This is a genomic window from Pseudomonas sp. Irchel s3a12, assembly GCF_900187485.1.
GTDB lineage: Bacteria > Pseudomonadota > Gammaproteobacteria > Pseudomonadales > Pseudomonadaceae > Aquipseudomonas > Aquipseudomonas neuropathica.
Genome location: NZ_FYDN01000003.1, coordinates 38995 through 58435, shown reverse-complemented (window position 1 = coordinate 58435; position 19441 = coordinate 38995). Strand labels below are relative to the sequence as shown.

Here is a 19441-nt window from a genome sequence, read left to right as displayed (position 1 = left end):
CTACATGTAAGTCGCGTAGCAGCACCCTTGCCAACATTGTGAGCAACAACTAGTGCATGGTCGCGAACCGCTGCTGGCTGCGCTTAAGTTGCTGAATGCTTGAATTGCCAGCGTTGAAATAGGTGCGCTTGAATTTAGAATGTGTGCCCTCGCACTACGGATTGCTAAGAAGTCGATTTCCATAATTTTTCCTTATAAGTTTATGTTTGGCCTAAAAGTATTGATTGCTAATGAAGTGTTACGTTTTTAATGCTAGCTGTGACTCAGATAACTTCAATTCAGAAGTGTCCTGAAGTTCTGCGTGATTAAATTCGAGCCAATGTAGGAAAGAAGTCACGGGCTTGTGCGATGATTCTTTTGGTGTTGTTAATTCATTGTTATTGTTGAAAGTTCTCTGGGTGTGGTTGCGCCAAGCACTGCACTCGCCTACTTCACGTTTTTTTCGCATTAATTGCCTTCCCTCGGAAGTAAATCCCCGGCAAGCTCGGTCTACCCCTATTCACGGAACGGGCAGGAGGCTTCAGATGGTGCAGTTGTGTTCGATCGAACAGGCAGTGGACGACGTGCTGGCACGCTTGCCGGCGCACATCCACATGGGCATGCCGCTGGGGTTGGGCAAGCCCAATCACTTCGTCAACGCGCTGTACCGGCGGATCAAAGGCCTGCCCGAGCGGCAACTGACGATCTACACCGCGCTGTGCCTCGGCCGGCCGAACCTGGGCGATGGTTTGCAGAAGCGCTTTATCGAACCCTTCGTCGAACGCGTCTTCGGTGACTATCCGGAATTCGATTTCCTCGCCGACCTGCACCGCGACAGCCTGCCCGCCAACATCCGTATCGAACAATTCTTCATGCAGCCCGGCAGCCTGCTCAACAGCGCGCCGGCCCAGCAGGATTACGTCAGCAGCAATTACAGCCACGCCGCCCGCGACATCAACGCCGCCGGGCTCAATCTGGTGGCGCAATTACTGGCCAGCAGCAGCGAGCATCCCGATCGACTGAGCCTGAGTTGCAATCCCGACATCACCCTCGACCTGTTGCCGATGATCGCCAAGCGCCGCCACGCCGGGGAGACCATTTTGCTGGTCGGTCAGGTGCACACCGATCTGCCGTACATGCCCGGTGATGCCGAAGTCGATATCGACACCTTCGACCTGCTGATCGACGCGAAGGACAGCAGCACGCTGTTTTCCACGCCGAACATGCCGGTGGGATTTCAGGATCATTTCATTGGCTTGCACGCGAGTACGCTGGTGCGCGACGGCGGTACGTTGCAGATCGGCATCGGTTCGATGGGCGACGCGTTGACCGCCGCATTGCTGGCGCGTCAGGCGGATAACACCGGTTATAAGGCGTTGCTCGACGACATCAACCTCAGCCAGTGGGCGCAATTGATCGAACGCGAGGGCGGCACGGGGCCGTTCGCCAAAGGCCTGTACGGTTGCAGCGAAATGTTCGTCAACGGCCTGCTGGTGCTGGCGGATGCCGGGATCATCCGCCGCAAGGTCTACCCCGATGTGCCAACGCAGGAACAGGCCAACGCCGGCACCCTCGACGAGGCGGCGCAGACTGACGGCATCTCGGTGCACGGCGGTTTCTTCCTTGGCCCGCGCAGTTTCTACGAGCGCCTGCGTGAGTTACCGCAGAGCAAACGCCTCGAATTCAACATGACCCGCATCAGTTACATCAACGAGTTGTATGGGCAGGAAGAGCTCAAGCGCTTGCAGCGTCTTGACGCGCGATTCATCAACACCGTGTTCACCATGACTTTGCTCGGTGCCGGTGTGGCGGATCAACTGGAGGATGGACGGGTACTCAGCGGTGTCGGCGGGCAGTACAACTTCGTCGCGCAGGGCCACGCGCTGCACGATGCCCGATCGATTCTGATCCTGCGTAGCTGGCGCGAATCCGGTGGTGACGTCAGTTCCAACATCGTCTGGGAATACGGCCATTGCACGATCCCACGGCATCTGCGCGACATCGTCGTGACCGAGTACGGCATCGCTGATCTGCGCGGCAAAGCCGACGCAGTAGTGATCGAGTCGCTGCTGAACATTAGTGACTCGCGCTTCCAGCAGGGGCTGATCGAGCAAGCGCAAAAGGTCGGCAAGCTGCCAAAGGATTTCCGCCTCGACCCACGCTTTGCCGATAACACACCGCAGCGTCTGCAGGCGATCGCCGTACGGCATCCGAACCTGTTTCCGGAGTATCCGCTGGGCTGTGATTTCACTGCGATCGAACGGGATTTGCTGCGGGCGCTGAACTGGCTGAAGAGCAAATTCAAACTCACCGAAATCCTCGATCTCGGCAAAGCAGCCCTCGATGCGCCCGAGGCATCGCTATACCCCGAACACCTCGAACGCATGCAGCTGACAAACCCGGAAGGCCTGAAAGAAGACCTCTTCCAACGCCTGCTGCTCACCGGCCTCAAAGCCACCACCCAATAACTGCCTGACCCAAAACAACTGTAGGAGTGAGCCTGCTCGCGATAGCGGTGTTTCAACCGACGAATATATCGACTGACACTACGCTATCGCGAGCAGGCTCACTCCTACAGGGGGGCTGCGGTGTGGCTTTATTCGATGAAAGTGACCACGCCATCCTTCAGCGATTTCACCCGAGCCAGCGATTCAACGCGGTAGCCCTGCGAATCCAGTTCGGCACGCCCGCCCTGGAACGACTTCTCGATCACGATGCCCAGACCGGCAACGGTCGCGCCGGCCTGCTTGATGATCGAGATCAGCGCTTGCGACGCCTTACCGTTGGCCAGGAAGTCGTCGATGATCAGCACGCGGTCGCTGCTGGTCAGGTGGCGCGGAGAGATCGCCACGGTGCTTTCGGTCTTTTTGGTGAATGAGTAAACGGTCGCCGACAGCAGGTTTTCGGTCAGGGTCAGGGACTGTTGCTTGCGGGCGAAGATCACCGGCACGCCGAGGTTCAGACCGGTCATGATCGCCGGGGCTATCCCTGAGGCTTCGATGGTGACGATCTTGGTGATGCCCGAGTCCTTGAACAGCGAGGCGAATTCGTCGCCGATCAGCTTCATCAGGGCCGGGTCGATCTGGTGGTTCAGGAAGGCGTCGACCTTCAGGACCTGGTCGGAAAGCACAATGCCTTGTTCGCGGATTTTCTGGTGCAATGCTTCCATGAAGCTGTCCTCTTTTGGCGCTTTGTGCGCCGAAGGTCTAGTAAAAAAAGTGGTCAATTCTAGCGCTTTAACATCGCGCGTATATCGGCCAATGCGTTGTTGCCGCGCACGGCTTTGACTTCGGTCGGTGTGTCGTCGTTGCCTTCCCACGCCAGATCGTCCGGCGGCAGCTCATCGAGGAAGCGGCTGGGCGCGCAGTCGATGATCTCGCCGTACTGCTTGCGCTTGGCGGCGAAGGTGAAGGCCAGGGTCTGACGCGCGCGGGTGATGCCCACGTAGGCCAGGCGGCGTTCCTCTTCGATGGTGTCGGCTTCGATGCTGGAGCGGTGCGGGAGGATTTCCTCTTCCATGCCCATGATGAACACGTAAGGGAATTCCAGACCCTTGGACGCATGCAGCGTCATCATCTGCACGCCTTCGGCGCCATCCTCCTCTTCCTGCTGACGTTCGAGCATGTCGCGCAGGACCAGTTTGCCGATGGCGTCCTCGACGGTCATTTCGCCTTCTTCGTCCTTTTCAAGGGTGTTTTTCAACGCCTCGATCAGGAACCAGACGTTGCTCATCCGGTAATCGGCCGCCTTGTCGCTGGAGCTGTTGGTGCGCAGCCAGTTCTCATAGTCGATGTCCATGACCATGCTGCGCAGTGCCGAGATCGGATCCTCGCCGGCGCATTGCTCACGGACCTTGTCCATGAAACGCTTGAAGCGCGACAGGCGATCGGTGAAGCGGCTGTCCAGATGCTCGCCGAGACCGATTTCGTCGGTGGCGGCATACATCGAGATTTTGCGTTCGGTGGCGTAGTTGCCGAGTTTTTCCAGGGTGGTCGAGCCGATTTCGCGGCGCGGCACGTTGATCACCCGCAGGAAGGCGTTGTCGTCATCCGGGTTGACGATCAGGCGGAAGTAGGCCATCAGGTCCTTCACTTCCTGACGTCCGAAGAAGCTGTTGCCGCCGCTCAGGCGGTACGGCACCTGGTGGTGCTGCAGCTTCAGTTCGATCAGCTTGGCCTGGTAGTTGCCGCGATAAAGGATGGCGAAATCGCTGTACGGACGGTCGGTGCGCAAGTGCAGGCTGAGAATTTCCATGGCCACGCGCTCGGCTTCGGCGTCCTCGTTGCGGCAGCGGATCACGCGGATCTCGTCGCCGTGGCCCATCTCGCTCCACAGCTGCTTTTCGAATTCGTGCGGGTTGTTCGAGATCAGCACGTTGGCGCAGCGCAGGATGCGGCTGGTGGAGCGGTAGTTCTGCTCGAGCATCACCACTTTCAGGGACGGATAGTCGTCCTTGAGCAGCATCAGGTTTTCCGGCCGCGCGCCGCGCCAGGCGTAGATCGACTGGTCGTCGTCACCGACCACGGTGAACTGGTTGCGCTTGCCGATGAGCATTTTTACCAGCAGGTATTGGCTGGCGTTGGTGTCCTGGTATTCGTCGACCAGCAGGTAACGGACCTTGTTCTGCCATTTTTCGAGGATGTCGGCATGTTCTTCGAAGAGTTTTACCGGCAGCAGGATCAGGTCGTCGAAGTCCACCGCGTTGAACGCTTTCAGCGTGCGCTGGTAGTGGGTGTAGACGATGGCGGCGGTCTGTTCCTTGGGATTGCGCGCGTTCTCCAGCGCCTGAGGCGGCAGGATCAGGTCGTTTTTCCAGGCGCCGATCATGTTCTTGATCTCGTCGACGCCGTCGTCCCCCGCGTATTCCTTCTGCATGATGTCGGTCATCAGCGCTTTTACATCGGTCTCGTCAAAGATCGAGAAACCGGGTTTGTAGCCCAGCCGCACGTGTTCCTTGCGGATGATGTTCAGACCGAGGTTGTGGAACGTGCAGACGGTCAGGCCGCGACCTTCGCCGGCCCGCAGCAGAGTGCCGACCCGCTCTTTCATCTCGCGCGCGGCCTTGTTGGTAAAGGTCATGGCGACGATGTACTGGGCACGGATGCCGCAGTTCTGGATCAGGTGCGCGATTTTGCGCGTGATCACGCTGGTTTTGCCGGAGCCAGCACCGGCGAGCACCAATAGAGGGCCGCCGACGTAGTTCACGGCTTCTTGCTGCCGGGGATTGAGTCGGGACATACGAAAATTCGGGAGTCGTTGACGAAATGGGCCGGCATTTTAACAGGCTCAGCGATTTGTGCCGCTCTCTCCGACTTGTGACGTACCACGCGATTCAAATTTGCCGGTTTTGTTACTTTCGCGGAGGATGCGCGGTGATTTTGCGGCTAATGTTCTCATTCGTGACACAAAATAACGTTTTGATAACCGTTGTCATTTGGTCATTGAACGGCGCAACGGCATAATGCCCCGCCCACATCATTGCAGAGTCTAGGGAGCTAGCTTGTCTACGCCTGTCGAACCCTTGCGTTTGCTGCTACTGGCCGAAGAGCCAGCGTGGACAGCGTTATTGCGTGAGTGTCTGGCTCCAATGGGGAGCGCGGCGGTGCTGATCAGCGCGCCGAGCTGGGATTCGGTCAGCAGTTTGTTCGAAGACAACCGCCATGCGGTGTTGTTGACCCTTCCGGCATTGCAACCGGCACCGGGCCGGTGCAGCTTGCCGACGGTGTTGCTGCTGGAACATGAACCGGACACCGCGCCGGTTGGCGTCAGTGACTGGCTGGTGTTCGACGCCCTCGACGCCGGCATGCTGCGCCGCTGCCTGCGCCATGTGCGCGAACGCGGCGTTCTCGAAAACACCCTGCAACGCCTCGCCGAGCAGGATCCGCTGACCGGCATCGCCAACCGTCAGGGTTTCCAGACCTTGCTTGCTGCGCGCCTCGCGGAAAACGACGGTCGCGGCCTGGCCCTCGGGCATCTCGATCTCGACAACTTCCGCCACGCCAACGATGCGCTTGGCCATCAGGCGGGCGATCGCTTGATCCTGCAAGTGGTCGCACGGCTGAAAAGTCAGCTCGAAGCCGGTGATCAACTGGCGCGGCTGGGCAGCGACGAATTTGCACTGCTGATCGACACCCGCCGTGCACCGCAGCGCGCCGAGTGGATGGCCGAACGCATCACCGAAGCGCTCGCCGAACCGTATTGGGTCGATGGCGAAAGCCTGCTGATCGGCTCCAGTCTCGGCATCGCCCACGCCCGTGCGCAGGGCGGCGCTGATCCGCTGATGTGGCACGCCCACATCGCCATGCAGCAGGCCAAGAGCACCCAGGGCTGCACCTTCCATATCTTCAACGAACGCATCAACCGCAATGCGCGGAGCATGGCCGACCTCGAAAGCGAGTTGCGCCGAGCGTTGCGTCGCGATGAGCTGGAGTTGCATTACCAGCCACGCCTGAATCTTGAGGATGGCCAGATTGTCGGCCTCGAAGCGTTGGTGCGCTGGCGTCATGGCGAGCGCGGTTTGCTGCCGCCGAGTGAATTTGTCCCTTTGGCCGAGCAGAGCGGTTTGATTGTGCCGCTGGGTTACTGGGTGATTTCCCGGGCCTTGCGTGACATGCAGGCGTTGCGCGAGCGCGGACTGCCGGCGCTGCACATGGCGATCAATCTGTCATTTCGTCAGTTTCAGGACAGTCAGTTGTTGCCGACGCTGAGCCGGTTGATTGCCGAGCGTGGCGTTGAGGCGCAGTGGCTGGAATTCGAACTGACTGAAACCGCCGTGATGCGCCGTAGCGATCTGGTCAAGCAGACCATGGACGCTCTCGGCCGTCTCGGTGTGCGCTTCTCGCTGGATGACTTTGGCACCGGGTTCTCGTCGTTCGTGCACCTCAACAGCCTGCCGATCACCTTGTTGAAGATCGACAAAAGCTTTGTCGGCGGCATGGAGCAGCGCGAAGAGAACCGCAAACTGGTGCACGCGATGATCAATCTCGCGCACAACCTGCATCTGGAAGTGGTGGCGGAGGGGGTGGAAACCCCTGAACAGCTAGAACTGTTGCGCGGGTTTGGTTGCGATCAGGTGCAGGGTTATCTGATCAGCCGGCCGTTGCCCTTGGCGGAATTGGTTGAATATCTCACCTTCGGCTCAAGCCAGCAGCCAGCCCTCGAGATCGTAAGCTGAACACATAACCCCTGTAGGAGTGAGCCTGCTCGCGATAGCAATCTACCAGTCAACATTTGCTTCGACTGACACACCGCAATCGCGAGCAGGCTCACTCCTACAAGGGATCTCAGTCGGTCTGCGGGACCGTAAACTGACTTGATGACGCAGGCTCCAGCCGAATCATCCGCTTCATTTTCCACTCGAACGCCAGCGTCAAACTCACCGCCGCACACGCCAGGCCCAACGCCAATCCCCACCAGACGCCCGTCGGCCCCCAATTGAGGTGGAACGCCATCCACCACGCCGCCGGTGCGCCAATCAGCCAATAGCAAGCGAGCCCGACCAGAAACGTGGTCTTTGCATCCTTGAGGCCACGAATGCAACCCATGGCAATCGTCTGCGTGCCGTCGAACAGCTCGAACCACGCCGCCACTGCCAGCAGGCTCACCGCCAGGCGAATCACCTCGGCAAACGCCGGATCATTGTGATCGAGGAACAACCCGACCAACTGGTTCGGCAACAGCCAGAACACCATGGCGAAACCCAGCATCACCACGGCGCCGAAGACGATCCCGACCCGTCCGGACATCCGCGCATCACTCAGTTGCCCGGCGCCGTAATGCTGGCCGACGCGCATGGTGATCGCGTACGACATCCCCGCCGGCACCATGAACGCCACCGAGACAATTTGCAGGGCAATCTGGTGCGCGCCCAACTGCGTGCTACCCATGGTGCCCATGCACAGAGCTGCGAACGCGAACAAACCGACTTCCACCGCATACGTGCCACCGATTGGCAGGCCGAGGCGCCACAACTCTTTCAGGTACTGCCGGTTCGGCCGCGACAGGCCCGCGCGCAGCGGGTACGCGTCATAGGCCGGATGCCGGCGGATGTGCCAGGCCAGCGCCAACGCCATGCAATTGGCGACAATCGCTGTGACCAGGCCGATGCCCGTCAGGCCCATTTTCGGCAGACCGAACATGCCGGTGATCAGCGCGTAATTGAGCAGGAAATTCGCCACCGTGCCGGCCAGACTGATGACCATCACCGGTGTCGCCCGGCCGATTGCACTGGTGAAACCGCGCAGGGCCATGAAACTGAGGTAGCCGGGCAGGGCGAAGGGCAGGGCAATCAGGAATTGCCCGGCCGCGTTGACGTTGGTTTCGGTCTGGCCGAACAGCAGCAACACCGGTTTCAGGTTCCACAGCAGCAACCCGGCGCCCAGCGCCATCAGCCACGCCAGCCACAATCCGGCCTGGGTCAGACGCGCAGCGCCAATGATGTCGCCGGCGCCCTTGCGAATCGCCACCAATGTGCCGACCGCTGCAATCACGCCGATGCAGAAAATCGACACGAACGAATAAGTCGCCGCACCGAGACCGCCGCCCGCGAGCGCTTCAGGACTCAGGCGCGCCATCATCAACGTGTCAGTCAGCACCATCAACATGTGCGCCAACTGTGAAGCAATCAACGGCCCTGCCAGCCGCAGAATGGCCCAGAGTTCGGTACGCACAGGATGCTGCATGGTCATCACCACTCAATTTCAGAGGGAACAGGAGACCGTCGATTCTCGGCGCTTGGCGGGCTTTGCACAAAGGGATAAAAAGGATGGGTGGCATGATTAAAACTCATCCTGGATAAACGGTTTAAGATTGGCTTTATCCCGCTATCGGAGCTTTCTGCATGTCTCGTCGTCTTCCTCCCTTGTATGCCCTGCGCGCATTTGAAGCGGCGGCGCGACATAGTTCGTTCACCCGGGCTGCCGAGGAACTGTCGATCACCCAGAGTGCGGTAAGTCGGCATATTCGGACCCTCGAAGAACACTTCGCCTGTCGGCTGTTTCATCGCAGCGGTCGCAATCTGCAGCTGACCGAAGCGGCGCGGTTGCTGCTGCCCGGGATCCGCGAAGGCTTCAGTGCGCTGGAGCGGGCCTGCAATACCTTGCGTGCCGAGGACGACATTTTGCGCATGAAAGCGCCCTCGACCCTGACTATGCGCTGGTTGCTCGCGCGCCTGAGTCGCTTCCGCCATTTGCAGCCTGGCAACGAAGTGCAACTGACCAGTGCGTGGATGGACGTCGATTCGGTGGATTTCAACGATGAGCCTTTCGACTGCGCTGTTTTGTTGAGTGACGGGCATTTTCCGCCGGATTGGGAGGCGAGTTTATTGTTTCCCGAAGAGCTGATTCCGGTGGGGGCGCCAAACCTGCTGAATGATCAGCCGTGGGATCTGGCTCGACTGGCTTGCACCGAATTACTTCACCCGACACCGGACCGTCGCGATTGGCGCAGTTGGCTGGAACACATGGGGTTGTCCGATCAGGTGTCACTCAAGGGTGGGCAAGTGTTCGATACCCTCGAATTGGGCATGATCGCGGCGGCGCGCGGGTACGGTGTGTCGATGGGCGACCTGTTAATGGTCGCCGAAGATGTGGCGCAGGGAAGGCTGAGCCTGCCGTGGCCAACCGCGGTCGCCAGCGGTTTGAATTACTACCTTGTGTGGCCAAAGACCCGCCCGGGAGGTGAACGTTTGCGCCGTCTCAGCGACTTTCTGCAAAGCGAAGTCCGCGCCATGGAGTTGCCGGCGGTCGCGCGCTTGAGCTGAAACGTTAGAGCCGCCACAATGCCGGCCTTGTGCCATAACCTTGTTTTCCGCTCAAGTATTTGGATCCACCGCCGAATACGTGCTTGTGGAACCGTCGTGCCGGTATCCACGATTCACCCCCACAACCAGAAAAATTTCCGAGTCGAGATCAAGGAGGATCCCGTGGCTCGGCCAGGAGCTGTCCATGTCTCAACCTCGCGCTCGGATCGCCTCGCAGCTGGGCCTCGCGCTCGCTGTAATACTGGCGATAGTTATCAGTGGCAGTACGGTGTTCGCCTTGCGTTCGCTGGACTCCGCCAACCTCGCCACTCGTGAAGAGCATCTGGCCAGTGAGGCGCGGCTGCTGGCCGACCAACTGAGCACCTTCCACGGCACGCTGCGTGAAAGCACCCAGCGCCTGAGCGGGCTGTTCGAGAAGCGTTTCAGCGCAGGTCTGAGCATTCACCCGAGTGAGCCGGTGAATGTTGCCGGCACCCAGACCCCGGGTCTGCATCTGGGCAGCGAAGTGCTGAACAACAACTTCAAGGAAGTCGACGAGTTCAAGCAGATGACCGCCGGCGTCGCCACCCTGTTCGTGCGCAGCGGCGAAGACTTCATCCGCGTCAGCACTTCGCTGACCAAACAGGATGGCACCCGTGCCATCGGCACCTTGCTTGATCACGCGCACCCGGCCTACGCGAAGTTGATGGCGGGGCAGGGTTACGTCGGTCGCGCCTTGCTGTTCGATCGCTCCTACATGACCCAATACACCCCGGTGCGTGATGGCAGCGGCAAGGTGATTGCGGTGCTGTTCGTCGGCTTCGATTACACCGACGCGCAGAACATCCAGTTCGATAACCTCAAGCGCTTCCGCATTGGCCAGAGCGGTTCGCTGGCGTTGCTCGACGAGCAAAACAAATGGCTGGTCGCGCCAGCGGGGGTGCAGGCGCTGGATCAAGCCGTTCCGGTGATCAAAGGTTTGGCTGCAAAGCCGGGCAAGGGTGAGTTCTGGAGCGACACCTCGGAAGATTTCTACAGCATTGCCGTGCCGTTCGATGGCGGACCATGGTCGGTCGTGGCGAGCATGCCGAAAGCTGAGATCCGCGCGGTGACCTGGAGCGTGGGTACGCAACTGGCCATTGGCAGTCTGTTGGCGATGCTGCTGGCGGTCGGATCTGTGGTCTGGCTGCTGCGCAGCAAACTGGCGCCTCTGGGGGATCTGGTGCGTCAGGCCGAGGCCTTGGGCGCCGGTGATCTGAGCGTGCGCCTGAACGTATCGAGCAACGACGAAATCGGTCAGCTGTCTCGCGCGTTCAACCAGATGAGCCAGGCGCTGTCGACCATGGTCGAGCACATCCGCCGCTCTTCGGAAGAGGTCAACAGCCGTGCCCAGGCCCTGTCCGGTTTGTCCGGCGGTGCCTATGAAGGCATGGAGCAACAATCTGGCGAAATCACCAGCATGGCCGGCGCGGTGGAAGAGTTCAGTGCGACGTCGTTGAACATCGCCGACAACATGGGCGCGACCCAGCGTCTGGCGCAGGAAAATGCCCAGCAAACGCAGATTGGCCGCAGCTCGATGGAAGAAGCGTCGTCCTCGCTGGAGCAAATCGCTGGCGCCCTGAACAGCACCGCCACCGTGATCAACACCCTCGGTCAGCGTTCGCAGGAAATTGGCGGCATTGTAGGTGTGATCACCTCGATCGCCGAGCAGACCAACCTTCTGGCACTTAACGCAGCAATCGAAGCTGCCCGTGCTGGTGAGCAGGGTCGTGGCTTTGCTGTGGTGGCCGATGAGGTGCGCAGCCTGGCCTCGCGCACCCGTCAGGCGACGGATGAAATTTCCAGCATGATCCACAGCATCCAGCAGGAAACCGGTAACGCGATCAGCACCATGGAGCAGGGCAATGTGCTGATGCAGGAAGGTTTGTCGCGCAACGCCAACGTCGCGTCGGCGCTGGCGCGAATCGATGAACAGAGCCGTTCGGCGGGGCAGCAGTTTGCCGCGATTACCACGGCCACTCAGGAGCAGAGCAGCACCGCGACTCTGTTGAGCAGCAATTTGCAGAGCATCGCACTGGCCAACAGTGAGCAGCGTGAGGTTGTGTCGAACCTGGCTGTTACCGCCAAGGAGCTTGAGAAGCTGGCGGCGGATCTGCGTTCCGAGGTTGATCGCTTTCGTTGATACAGCCTTGATATAGCTTTCGCGAGCAGGCTCGCTCCCACAGTGTCCGGTGCGAATCACAGATTTTGTGAAGACCCGGATCCCCTGTAGGAGTGAGCCTGCTTGCGAATGCAACACTGCAGATCTTCGGCTGAACCTGCAATCTGTCGATCTAATACACTTGCTGAAACGTTTCCGCAGCGCTATAAAAATGACACAACTCCAATAAAGGCTGCTGCCATGACCCCGCTCAAACTCGCCGTCGCCCTCGGCGCATTCTCCGCTGCTTCCCACGCCATGGCCTGGGATTACGTCCTTCTCGATACCAACAAGCCCGCGCAAAACTGGACCATCACCAGTGAGCAGCTCGGCGTGAAAACCGCCAAACCCTTCTCCGTGAGCCTGCGTACCTTGCACGGTGGGCGGCAGGAAGGTGTCAGCATCGTTGATATCGATAACGGCACAATGAAACTCTCGGTGGTGCCCACCCGAGGCATGAACGTCTTGCAGGCTTCTGTCGGCGACGTGCGGATGGGTTGGGATTCGCCGGTCAAGGACGTGGTCAACCCGGCCTTTATCGAGCTCAACGGGCGTGGTGGGCTGGGTTGGCTGGAGGGCTTCAATGAACTGGTCGCCCGCTGCGGTTACGAATGGGTCGGCCATCCCGGCATCGACAATGGCGAACTGCTGACCTTGCATGGCCGCGCCGCCAACATTCCGGCCAGCACCGTCACGCTGCACATCGATGAAAAGCCGCCCTACGCCATCAGTCTGCGTGGCGAGCTGCAAGAGCAAGCCTTCAAGAAAGTCGACTTCTCGGTCGTTACTGAACTGGTCACCGAGCCTGGCAGCGTGCGCTTTGCACTCAACGATACGCTGACCAACAACGGCGACTATCCGAAGGAATACCAGGCGCTGTATCACAGCAACTTCAGTACGCCGTTCCTCGAGCAAGGCGCACGATTTGCTGCGCCGGTAAAACAGGTGTCGCCGTTCAACGACAAGGCCAAGGGTGATCTGGCCGACTGGCAGACCTATCGCGCGCCGACCAAGGACTATGACGAAACCGTCTACAACGTCGTGCCCTATGCTGACGCCAAAGGCGAAACCCTCACTGTTTTGCACAACAAGGCTGGCAGCCTCGGTGTTTCTGTTGGCTTCAATACCCAGCAGTTGCCGGTGTTCTCCCTGTGGAAAAATACCGACACTCAAGGCCAGGGCTATGTCACCGGGCTGGAGCCGGGCACCAGTTTTTCCTACAACCGTCGCTATCAGCGTCCGCTGAATCTGGTGCCGACCATTGCACCCAAGGAACACAAACAGTTCCAGATCAGCTACAGCCTGCTCGCGGACAAAGGTGCTGTGGATAACGCCTTGAAGCGCGTGACTGAGATTCAGGCCGGGCGCGAAACCGAAGTGCGGCAGACGCCGCTGGTTGATCTGACCGAGCATTAAGGTGTCGCCGGCCGGTATTGCAGTGCCTCGGCCAAGTGTTCACGTTTGATTGCATCGACTTGCTCGAGGTCTGCCAGAGTGCGGGCGACCTTGAGTAGCCGGTGTGCTGAGCGCAGCGATAACGTCAGCCGTTCACACGCTGATTCCAGCCATTTCTCATCGGCTGTGGATAACTTGCAGTGTTTTTTCAGTCCTGGCAGATCGAGAAACGCGTTGGCGCAGCCTTGACGCTTTTGCTGTCGCTCGCGTGCCTCGGCCACCAATGCCGCAGCGCTGGCGCTGTCCTCGCCGGGTTTAATCGCAGGATTCAGCGCCGTGGCTTCCCGCGCCACTGTAAGGTGCAAATCGATCCGATCCAGCAGCGGCCCTGACAACTTGTTGCGGTAGCGTTGAACCATGTCCGGAGTGCAGGAGCACTTGCCGCTGGGCTCGCCAAGATATCCACAGGGGCAGGGATTCATCGCTGCGACCAACTGGAATCGTGCCGGAAAACGTACGCGATCCTTCGCTCGGGCGATCACGATGAATCCCGACTCCAAAGGCTCCCGTAAAACCTCCAGAACCTTGCGATCAAACTCCGGCAACTCATCGAGAAACAGCACACCATGGTGGGCGAGGGTGATTTCGCCGGGCTGCGGCTTCGAGCTGCCACCAACGAGTGCCGGCCCGGATGCCGAGTGGTGCGGTTGACGAAAGGGACGCTGCGGCCAATGGGTCAGCGGCGCGCCACTGGCGACCGACTGAATCGCCGCCACCTCTAGCGCTTCACTCTCGGCCAGCGGCGGCAACAGCCCCGGCAGGCGACTCGCCAACAATGTCTTACCCGTCCCAGGCGGCCCGCTGAACAGCAAGTTATGGGCGCCCGCAGCAGCAATCAGCAGCGCTCGTTTCGCCGCCACTTGCCCCTGCACTTCATTCAAGTCGGGATAAGGCTTGCTGGCATGCATCAACCCGTCTGATACATAGGGCTCAACCGGCGTATGCCCATTGAAATGCGCCACCGCCTCCAGCAAATGATCCACCGCAAACACCTTCAACCCCGAAGCCAGGCACGCCTCCTCGGCATTCGCCCGCGGCACCACCAGCGCACGACCCGCCTTGCGCGCCGCAAGTGCTGCCGGCAACACGCCACGCACCGCTCGTACGGCGCCGGACAACGCCAACTCACCCAGACATTCCACATCATCCAGCGTCAGACACGGCACCTGCACACTCGCCGACAGAATCCCCAAGGCAATCGCCAGATCAAACCGCCCGCCATCCTTGGGCAAATCCGCCGGCGCCAGATTCAAAGTGATCCGACGCGCCGGAAACTGCAGCCCGGAATTGATGATCGCGCTGCGCACCCGATCCTTGCTCTCCTTCACCGCCGCCTCGGGCAGGCCGACCATGGTCAGCGACGGCAGACCGTTGGCCAGATGCACTTCGACGGTGACAGCGGGGGCTTCCACGCCAATCTGGGCGCGACTGTGGACGATGGAGAGGGACATGGTCGTTCCTTGAGCTGAATCGGGGAGCCGCTTCCTGCGGGTTTTTGAAGGGTAGTTGGGAGAAGACGCTTAAGCGGGTCGAGCGGAGCGCGAAAATTTCTCAGGATGTTGCTGGAACAAGTCGCAAGGAATCTATCCAGTACTGCAAGCGGACATGCGAGTTGTTTGTGTAGGAAAAAGCAACGGATTCGGTGAGGACCGAGCCGCGTGAGTAGTCCATTTCTGAGAGTCTTGAAAGAACACCCAAATCACAAGATGGACTGTTTGCTTTGATGATTTCCGCGAATACACTCAAGATTAATGCATAACGTTAAGCTTTAAATTATGATCGTTAGCTTCGGATGTTCTGAAACCGAATACCTGTTCCGCAGCGGTAAAACCCGTTTCTGGTCAGCCATATTGAGTGTCGCGGAACGCAAGCTGACGATGCTTGATGCGGCAGCGGCATTAGCTGATCTCCGGTCTCCTCCGGGAAATCGGCTCGAAGCTCTGGAAGGAGATCGAAAAGGGCAATTCAGCATTCGGATCAACGCCCAATGGCGAATTTGCTTCGTTTGGGGGCTTAATGGCCCTGAGGGTGTGGAAATCGTCGATTATCACTGAGGTGACTATGACTAAGAATGGTATGCGTCCGGTTCATCCCGGTGAGATCCTCAAAGAGGAATACCTGGAGCCTTTGAGCCTTACAGCAGCTGCGTTGGCGAGAGCACTAAATGTGTCGACTCCGACGGTGAACGATATTGTTCTACGGCGGCGAGGTGTCAGCGCTGATATGGCGTTAAGGCTTTCTATCTGCCTGGACACCACCCCTGAATTTTGGCTGAACCTGCAATCGGCTTACGATTTGCGAAAAGCTGAAATTGAGAAAGGAGCTTCCATCCGTGATCAAGTTGAACGGCTGGCACATTGCGCTTGAATCCGAATTCAAGGTCGGACGGTTGGGAGCTCAAGAGTTGCGGTAACTATTTCTCAGAGAACATTTGTAAGGCGTCCTTTGGACGCCTTTTTTTGCTATCTAGTCAAATTCACTGTCTTCTTCCAGCCAGCAGGCCACTTGGCTCAAGCTCTGGCCCACACGTCACGGCAACTTCAATAAACCTCAGTTGATTGGCTGAAGGGCGCACGCTCAAACTAAGCGTTTCTGCGCGCAGTTCAAAAATTTTAAGCAGCTTTGCTTTTCGCTTTTTTAGACTCATACGGACCTTGTGCTTTTGGCGTTTAGGTTGGGTATTCATATCAACTGCAATGCCTTTTTCCACCAAGAACCTGCTGTTCCTATCGGACGTTTTACCTGCTCTCGTTCCACCACCATCAACGGCACATCCTGCAACCGTATCCACAGTTGATTATTCCAATGCAACAAACTCAACGTCATGTCCGGCCAACTGAGCAAGCTGAGGTGTGGACGTTCGCTTGTGCTGGGGTGTTGGGCGTCGCGCAGGGTGGGGATGACTTGGTGGGTGAGCCATTCGCGCAGGGCTCGGTATTCGGGGCAGTAGTGGTAGACGAGGAGGGCGTAGATGCCGGATTCGCTGATCAGCAGGGCGTTTTCGATTTGATTGTGGATCAGGGTTTTGCTGGTCTGGTATTGGTCGGGGTCGAGTTTTCGCAGCATGCGTTCGTTGAGGTAGATGTGCAGCAGGCGGCTCAGGTCTCGGGCGCAGAACCAGGGTTGGTTCTGGATGAGGAGGGCGTGGAGGGGGAGTTTGTGGCGGGTGAAGATGCTAGGTGTCAGGTAGTTTTCGTCCATGGTTCAGTTCTCGAATTCAAGTGAAGAAAACTGCTTCTGTTCGTCGCCAAACGAAAAGGGTGGCAGCTATGCGCGGGTTGGCGAACCGGTGAATTCGAAACCGGCAGACCCTGAGGTCTCCCACGCAAAGCCGCCATAACTCGTTGAGAGAAAAAATCTCTGTGAGTTTAGTTGCATTGCGTCAAATTCGATCCAGGTCGCCAAACCCGGTGCTGAACATTCAGCATCGGGTGAGCTTAGAAACCTGGGCTTTTCGGCGCAATCGGACGGCGGTCATTCAGGTTGTAGGACGTTGCCGAGAAGATTGAAGGGCTGGAGATCAAAAGATCGCAGCCTTCGGCAGCTCCTACAGGGGGCGCGGATTATTCAGCGGGCGGCGTCAGCTTCGCTTCCATCTCGGCAACCTTGGCTTCAAGGCTCTCGAGGCGTGCGCGAGTACGCGCCAACACAACCATCTGGCTATCAAACTCTTCACGGCTGACCAGGTCGAGTTTGCTGAACGCACTTTGCAGCAGCATCTTGAACTGGCTTTCGATTTCGGCTTTCGGCAGCGGGGTGTCGCCGCTGAACAGGCGGGAGGCGGTGCCGCTCAGGGCGTCGAGGAAGTCTTTGGGCGCGAGCATGGTGGATGTCCTGGAAACAATGGCCGGCAGTGTATCACGCAGTGTCTATAGTCAATCTCGTGGTCAGGGATGCACGCTTTTCGCGCAGGCGGACGGATGGCGACGCACCGTTGTTGTGCGTATCCGGATGGCGTTTTGCACGGGATGGCTTGCGGCAGCGGCCAAGGGATTGAAATCAGGGGATTTTGGCGAGATGGCAAGGTTTCTGCTTAGTCACCTTCGACCCATGCACTGATGCAGTCGCTGTGACGAATGCAGTGCGGCAGACGGAGCGGGGAGTTTCGTCGGCAGCGGTTAGCTGGCGTCAGTCGGGCAGGTACGGCCGACGATGCGTTACAAAGCCAGGCACTGCGCTTAGACTTGAGTCGGGTTTGTTTTCCTGGGGCAAGTCCACCAATTCGGGAGAGAGTTTTCATGAAGCTAGTCACTGCCATCATCAAGCCGTTCAAGTTGGACGACGTGCGCGAGTCGCTGTCCGAAATCGGCGTGCAGGGCATTACCGTTACTGAAGTCAAAGGCTTCGGCCGGCAGAAGGGTCACACCGAGCTGTATCGCGGCGCGGAATATGTGGTCGATTTTCTGCCCAAGGTGAAAATCGACGTGGCCATCGACGACAAGGATCTGGATCGGGTTATCGAGGCGATAACCAAAGCGGCCAACACCGGCAAGATCGGTGACGGCAAGATCTTCGTGGTCAATCTGGAACAGGCGATCCGCATCCGTACCGGCGAAACCGATACCGACGCGATCTAAGCGCCGCCACAAACCCCAACGCCCCAGGAGAAAACAATATGACTCTGCGTAAATTCGCAGGGCTAGGAGCCCTGTTGTCCATCGTAATGCCAAGCCTTGCAATGGCGGCAGACGAAGTGGCGGCCCCGGTCCTCAATTCCGGCGACACTGCCTGGATGCTCACCTCGACAGCCCTCGTGCTGTTCATGACCATCCCCGGCCTGGCGCTGTTCTACGGCGGCATGGTTCGCTCGAAAAACATTCTTTCCGTGATGATGCAGTGCTTCGCCATTACCGGTCTGATCAGCATCCTGTGGGTCATTTATGGCTACAGCATTGCGTTCGACACCACCGGCATGGAGCAGGGCGTCGTCAACTTCAACTCGTTCTTCGGCGGCATGGGCAAGGCGTTCCTCGCCGGTGTCACGCCTTCGAGCCTGACCGGCCCAGCGGCTTTGTTCCCTGAGGCGGTGTTCATCACCTTCCAGATGACCTTCGCGATCATCACCCCGGCGCTGATCGTCGGTGCGTTCGCTGAGCGGATGAAGTTCTCCGCGATGCTGATCTTCATGGCTATCTGGTTCACCCTGGTTTATGCACCGATCGCGCACATGGTCTGGTCCGGCAACGGCGGCCTGATGTGGGACTGGGGCGTGCTCGACTTCGCCGGCGGCACCGTGGTGCACATCAACGCCGGTGTGGCTGGTCTGATTGCCTGCCTGGTATTGGGCAAGCGCAAAGGCTTCCCGACCACCCCGATGGCGCCGCACAACCTCGGTTACACCCTGATGGGCGCGGCGATGCTGTGGGTCGGCTGGTTCGGCTTCAACGCCGGCTCCGCTGCAGCGGCCAACGGCACTGCCGGCATGGCGATGCTGGTCACTCAGATTGCTACCGCTGCTGCGGCACTGGGCTGGATGTTTGCCGAGTGGGTCACCCACGGCAAGCCAAGCGCACTGGGTATCGCATCGGGTGTGGTTGCCGGTCTGGTAGCGATTACTCCGGCTGCTGGCACCGTGGGCCCGATGGGCGCACTGGTGATTGGTCTGGCCGCAGGCGTGGTGTGCTTCTTCTGCGCCACAACCCTGAAACGCAAACTCGGTTATGACGATTCCCTGGACGCGTTCGGCGTGCACGGTATCGGCGGTATCCTCGGCGCGATCCTCACCGGTGTGTTCGCTGCGCCGGCGCTGGGTGGCTTCGGCACCGTTACCGATATCGGTGCGCAAGTCTGGATTCAGGTCAAAGGCGTGGGCTTCACGGTGATCTACACCGCGATCGTCACCTTCATCATCCTCAAGGTCCTGGACGCCGTCATGGGTCTGCGTGTGACCGAGGAAGAAGAGTCGGTGGGCCTCGATCTGGCACAACACAACGAACGCGGCTACAACCTGTAAGTACGCGCACTAAAAAACTTGCCCGGTTCGCCGGGCATTTTTTTGTCTGGAATTTGTCGCAGAGAGAATAGCTGAAAGGATTTTTCGTACGGCTTTGGTCGTGTTTACGACGAGC

16 protein-coding genes are annotated in these 19441 nt (G+C 58.9%); 9 read left to right on the top strand and 7 right to left on the bottom strand.

Annotated elements, in window-relative coordinates; translation table 11 throughout:
* The first annotated feature begins 524 nt into the window (after positions 1 to 524).
* Positions 525 to 2447, top strand: a complete 1923-nt coding sequence (locus tag CKW14_RS06450; RefSeq protein ID WP_095125013.1) for an acetyl-CoA hydrolase/transferase C-terminal domain-containing protein — start codon at positions 525 to 527, stop codon at positions 2445 to 2447.
* Between the two features lie 128 nt (positions 2448 to 2575).
* Here the strand turns inward: CKW14_RS06450 and CKW14_RS06445 are convergent, their stop codons facing one another.
* Positions 2576 to 3148 (bottom strand): xanthine phosphoribosyltransferase, encoded by a 573-nt coding sequence (locus tag CKW14_RS06445; protein WP_007920398.1) that lies wholly within the window; start codon positions 3146 to 3148, stop codon positions 2576 to 2578.
* A gap of 59 nt (positions 3149 to 3207) precedes the next feature.
* On the bottom strand, positions 3208 to 5217 hold the full coding sequence (gene rep, locus CKW14_RS06440; protein ID WP_038359196.1) for a DNA helicase Rep: 2010 nt from the start codon (positions 5215 to 5217) through the stop codon (positions 3208 to 3210).
* Positions 5218 to 5479: 262 nt separating this feature from the next.
* Here rep and CKW14_RS06435 point away from each other — a divergent pair, with 262 nt between their 5' ends.
* Entirely contained in the window at positions 5480 to 7153 is a 1674-nt protein-coding gene (locus CKW14_RS06435) for a bifunctional diguanylate cyclase/phosphodiesterase (RefSeq protein WP_095049339.1), read from the top strand.
* 109 nt (positions 7154 to 7262) lie between these two features.
* On the opposite strand, the gene CKW14_RS06430 is transcribed toward CKW14_RS06435, so the two are convergent.
* Entirely contained in the window at positions 7263 to 8660 is a 1398-nt protein-coding gene (locus CKW14_RS06430; RefSeq protein ID WP_095049340.1) for a NorM family multidrug efflux MATE transporter, read from the bottom strand.
* Between the two features lie 158 nt (positions 8661 to 8818).
* Between CKW14_RS06430 and CKW14_RS06425 the strand changes: the two genes are divergently transcribed.
* From CKW14_RS06425 to CKW14_RS06415, 3 genes are all read left to right on the top strand, one after another.
* A complete protein-coding gene (locus CKW14_RS06425; protein WP_095049341.1) occupies positions 8819 to 9739 on the top strand; it encodes a LysR substrate-binding domain-containing protein in 921 nt (306 codons plus the stop codon).
* 184 nt (positions 9740 to 9923) lie between these two features.
* Entirely contained in the window at positions 9924 to 11900 is a 1977-nt protein-coding gene (locus tag CKW14_RS06420) for a methyl-accepting chemotaxis protein (RefSeq protein ID WP_007920409.1), read from the top strand.
* A gap of 219 nt (positions 11901 to 12119) precedes the next feature.
* Entirely contained in the window at positions 12120 to 13334 is a 1215-nt protein-coding gene (locus tag CKW14_RS06415; RefSeq protein ID WP_095125012.1) for an aldose 1-epimerase family protein, read from the top strand.
* Here the strand turns inward: CKW14_RS06415 and CKW14_RS06410 are convergent.
* On the bottom strand, positions 13331 to 14824 hold the full coding sequence (locus CKW14_RS06410) for a YifB family Mg chelatase-like AAA ATPase (RefSeq protein WP_095049343.1): 1494 nt from the start codon (positions 14822 to 14824) through the stop codon (positions 13331 to 13333). The genes CKW14_RS06415 and CKW14_RS06410 overlap by 4 nt on opposite strands.
* 324 nt (positions 14825 to 15148) lie before the next feature.
* Here CKW14_RS06410 and CKW14_RS06405 point away from each other — a divergent pair, with 324 nt between their 5' ends.
* Positions 15149 to 15427 (top strand): type II toxin-antitoxin system RelE/ParE family toxin, encoded by a 279-nt coding sequence (locus CKW14_RS06405; RefSeq protein ID WP_095049344.1) that lies wholly within the window; start codon positions 15149 to 15151, stop codon positions 15425 to 15427.
* A 7-nt stretch (positions 15428 to 15434) separates the two neighbouring features.
* Positions 15435 to 15740: a HigA family addiction module antitoxin gene (locus tag CKW14_RS06400; RefSeq protein WP_095049345.1), complete on the top strand. Its 306-nt coding sequence runs from the start codon at positions 15435 to 15437 to the stop codon at positions 15738 to 15740.
* 109 nt (positions 15741 to 15849) lie between these two features.
* On the opposite strand, the gene CKW14_RS06395 is transcribed toward CKW14_RS06400, so the two are convergent.
* The 3 genes from CKW14_RS06395 to CKW14_RS06385 form a co-directional block, all read right to left on the bottom strand.
* A complete protein-coding gene (locus CKW14_RS06395; protein WP_095049346.1) occupies positions 15850 to 16059 on the bottom strand; it encodes a hypothetical protein in 210 nt (69 codons plus the stop codon).
* Positions 16056 to 16574, bottom strand: a complete 519-nt coding sequence (locus tag CKW14_RS06390; protein ID WP_095125011.1) for a Bro-N domain-containing protein — start codon at positions 16572 to 16574, stop codon at positions 16056 to 16058. Before CKW14_RS06390 ends, CKW14_RS06395 begins: the two co-directional genes overlap by 4 nt.
* Positions 16575 to 16936: 362 nt before the next feature.
* On the bottom strand, positions 16937 to 17197 hold the full coding sequence (locus tag CKW14_RS06385; protein WP_007920416.1) for an accessory factor UbiK family protein: 261 nt from the start codon (positions 17195 to 17197) through the stop codon (positions 16937 to 16939).
* Between the two features lie 414 nt (positions 17198 to 17611).
* Here CKW14_RS06385 and glnK point away from each other — a divergent pair, with 414 nt between their 5' ends.
* Entirely contained in the window at positions 17612 to 17950 is a 339-nt protein-coding gene (gene glnK, locus CKW14_RS06380) for a P-II family nitrogen regulator (RefSeq protein ID WP_002555808.1), read from the top strand.
* A 38-nt stretch (positions 17951 to 17988) separates the two neighbouring features.
* Positions 17989 to 19326, top strand: coding sequence for an ammonium transporter (locus CKW14_RS06375; RefSeq protein ID WP_038359173.1), 1338 nt, complete (start codon positions 17989 to 17991; stop codon positions 19324 to 19326).
* The last annotated feature ends 115 nt before the right edge of the window (positions 19327 to 19441 follow it).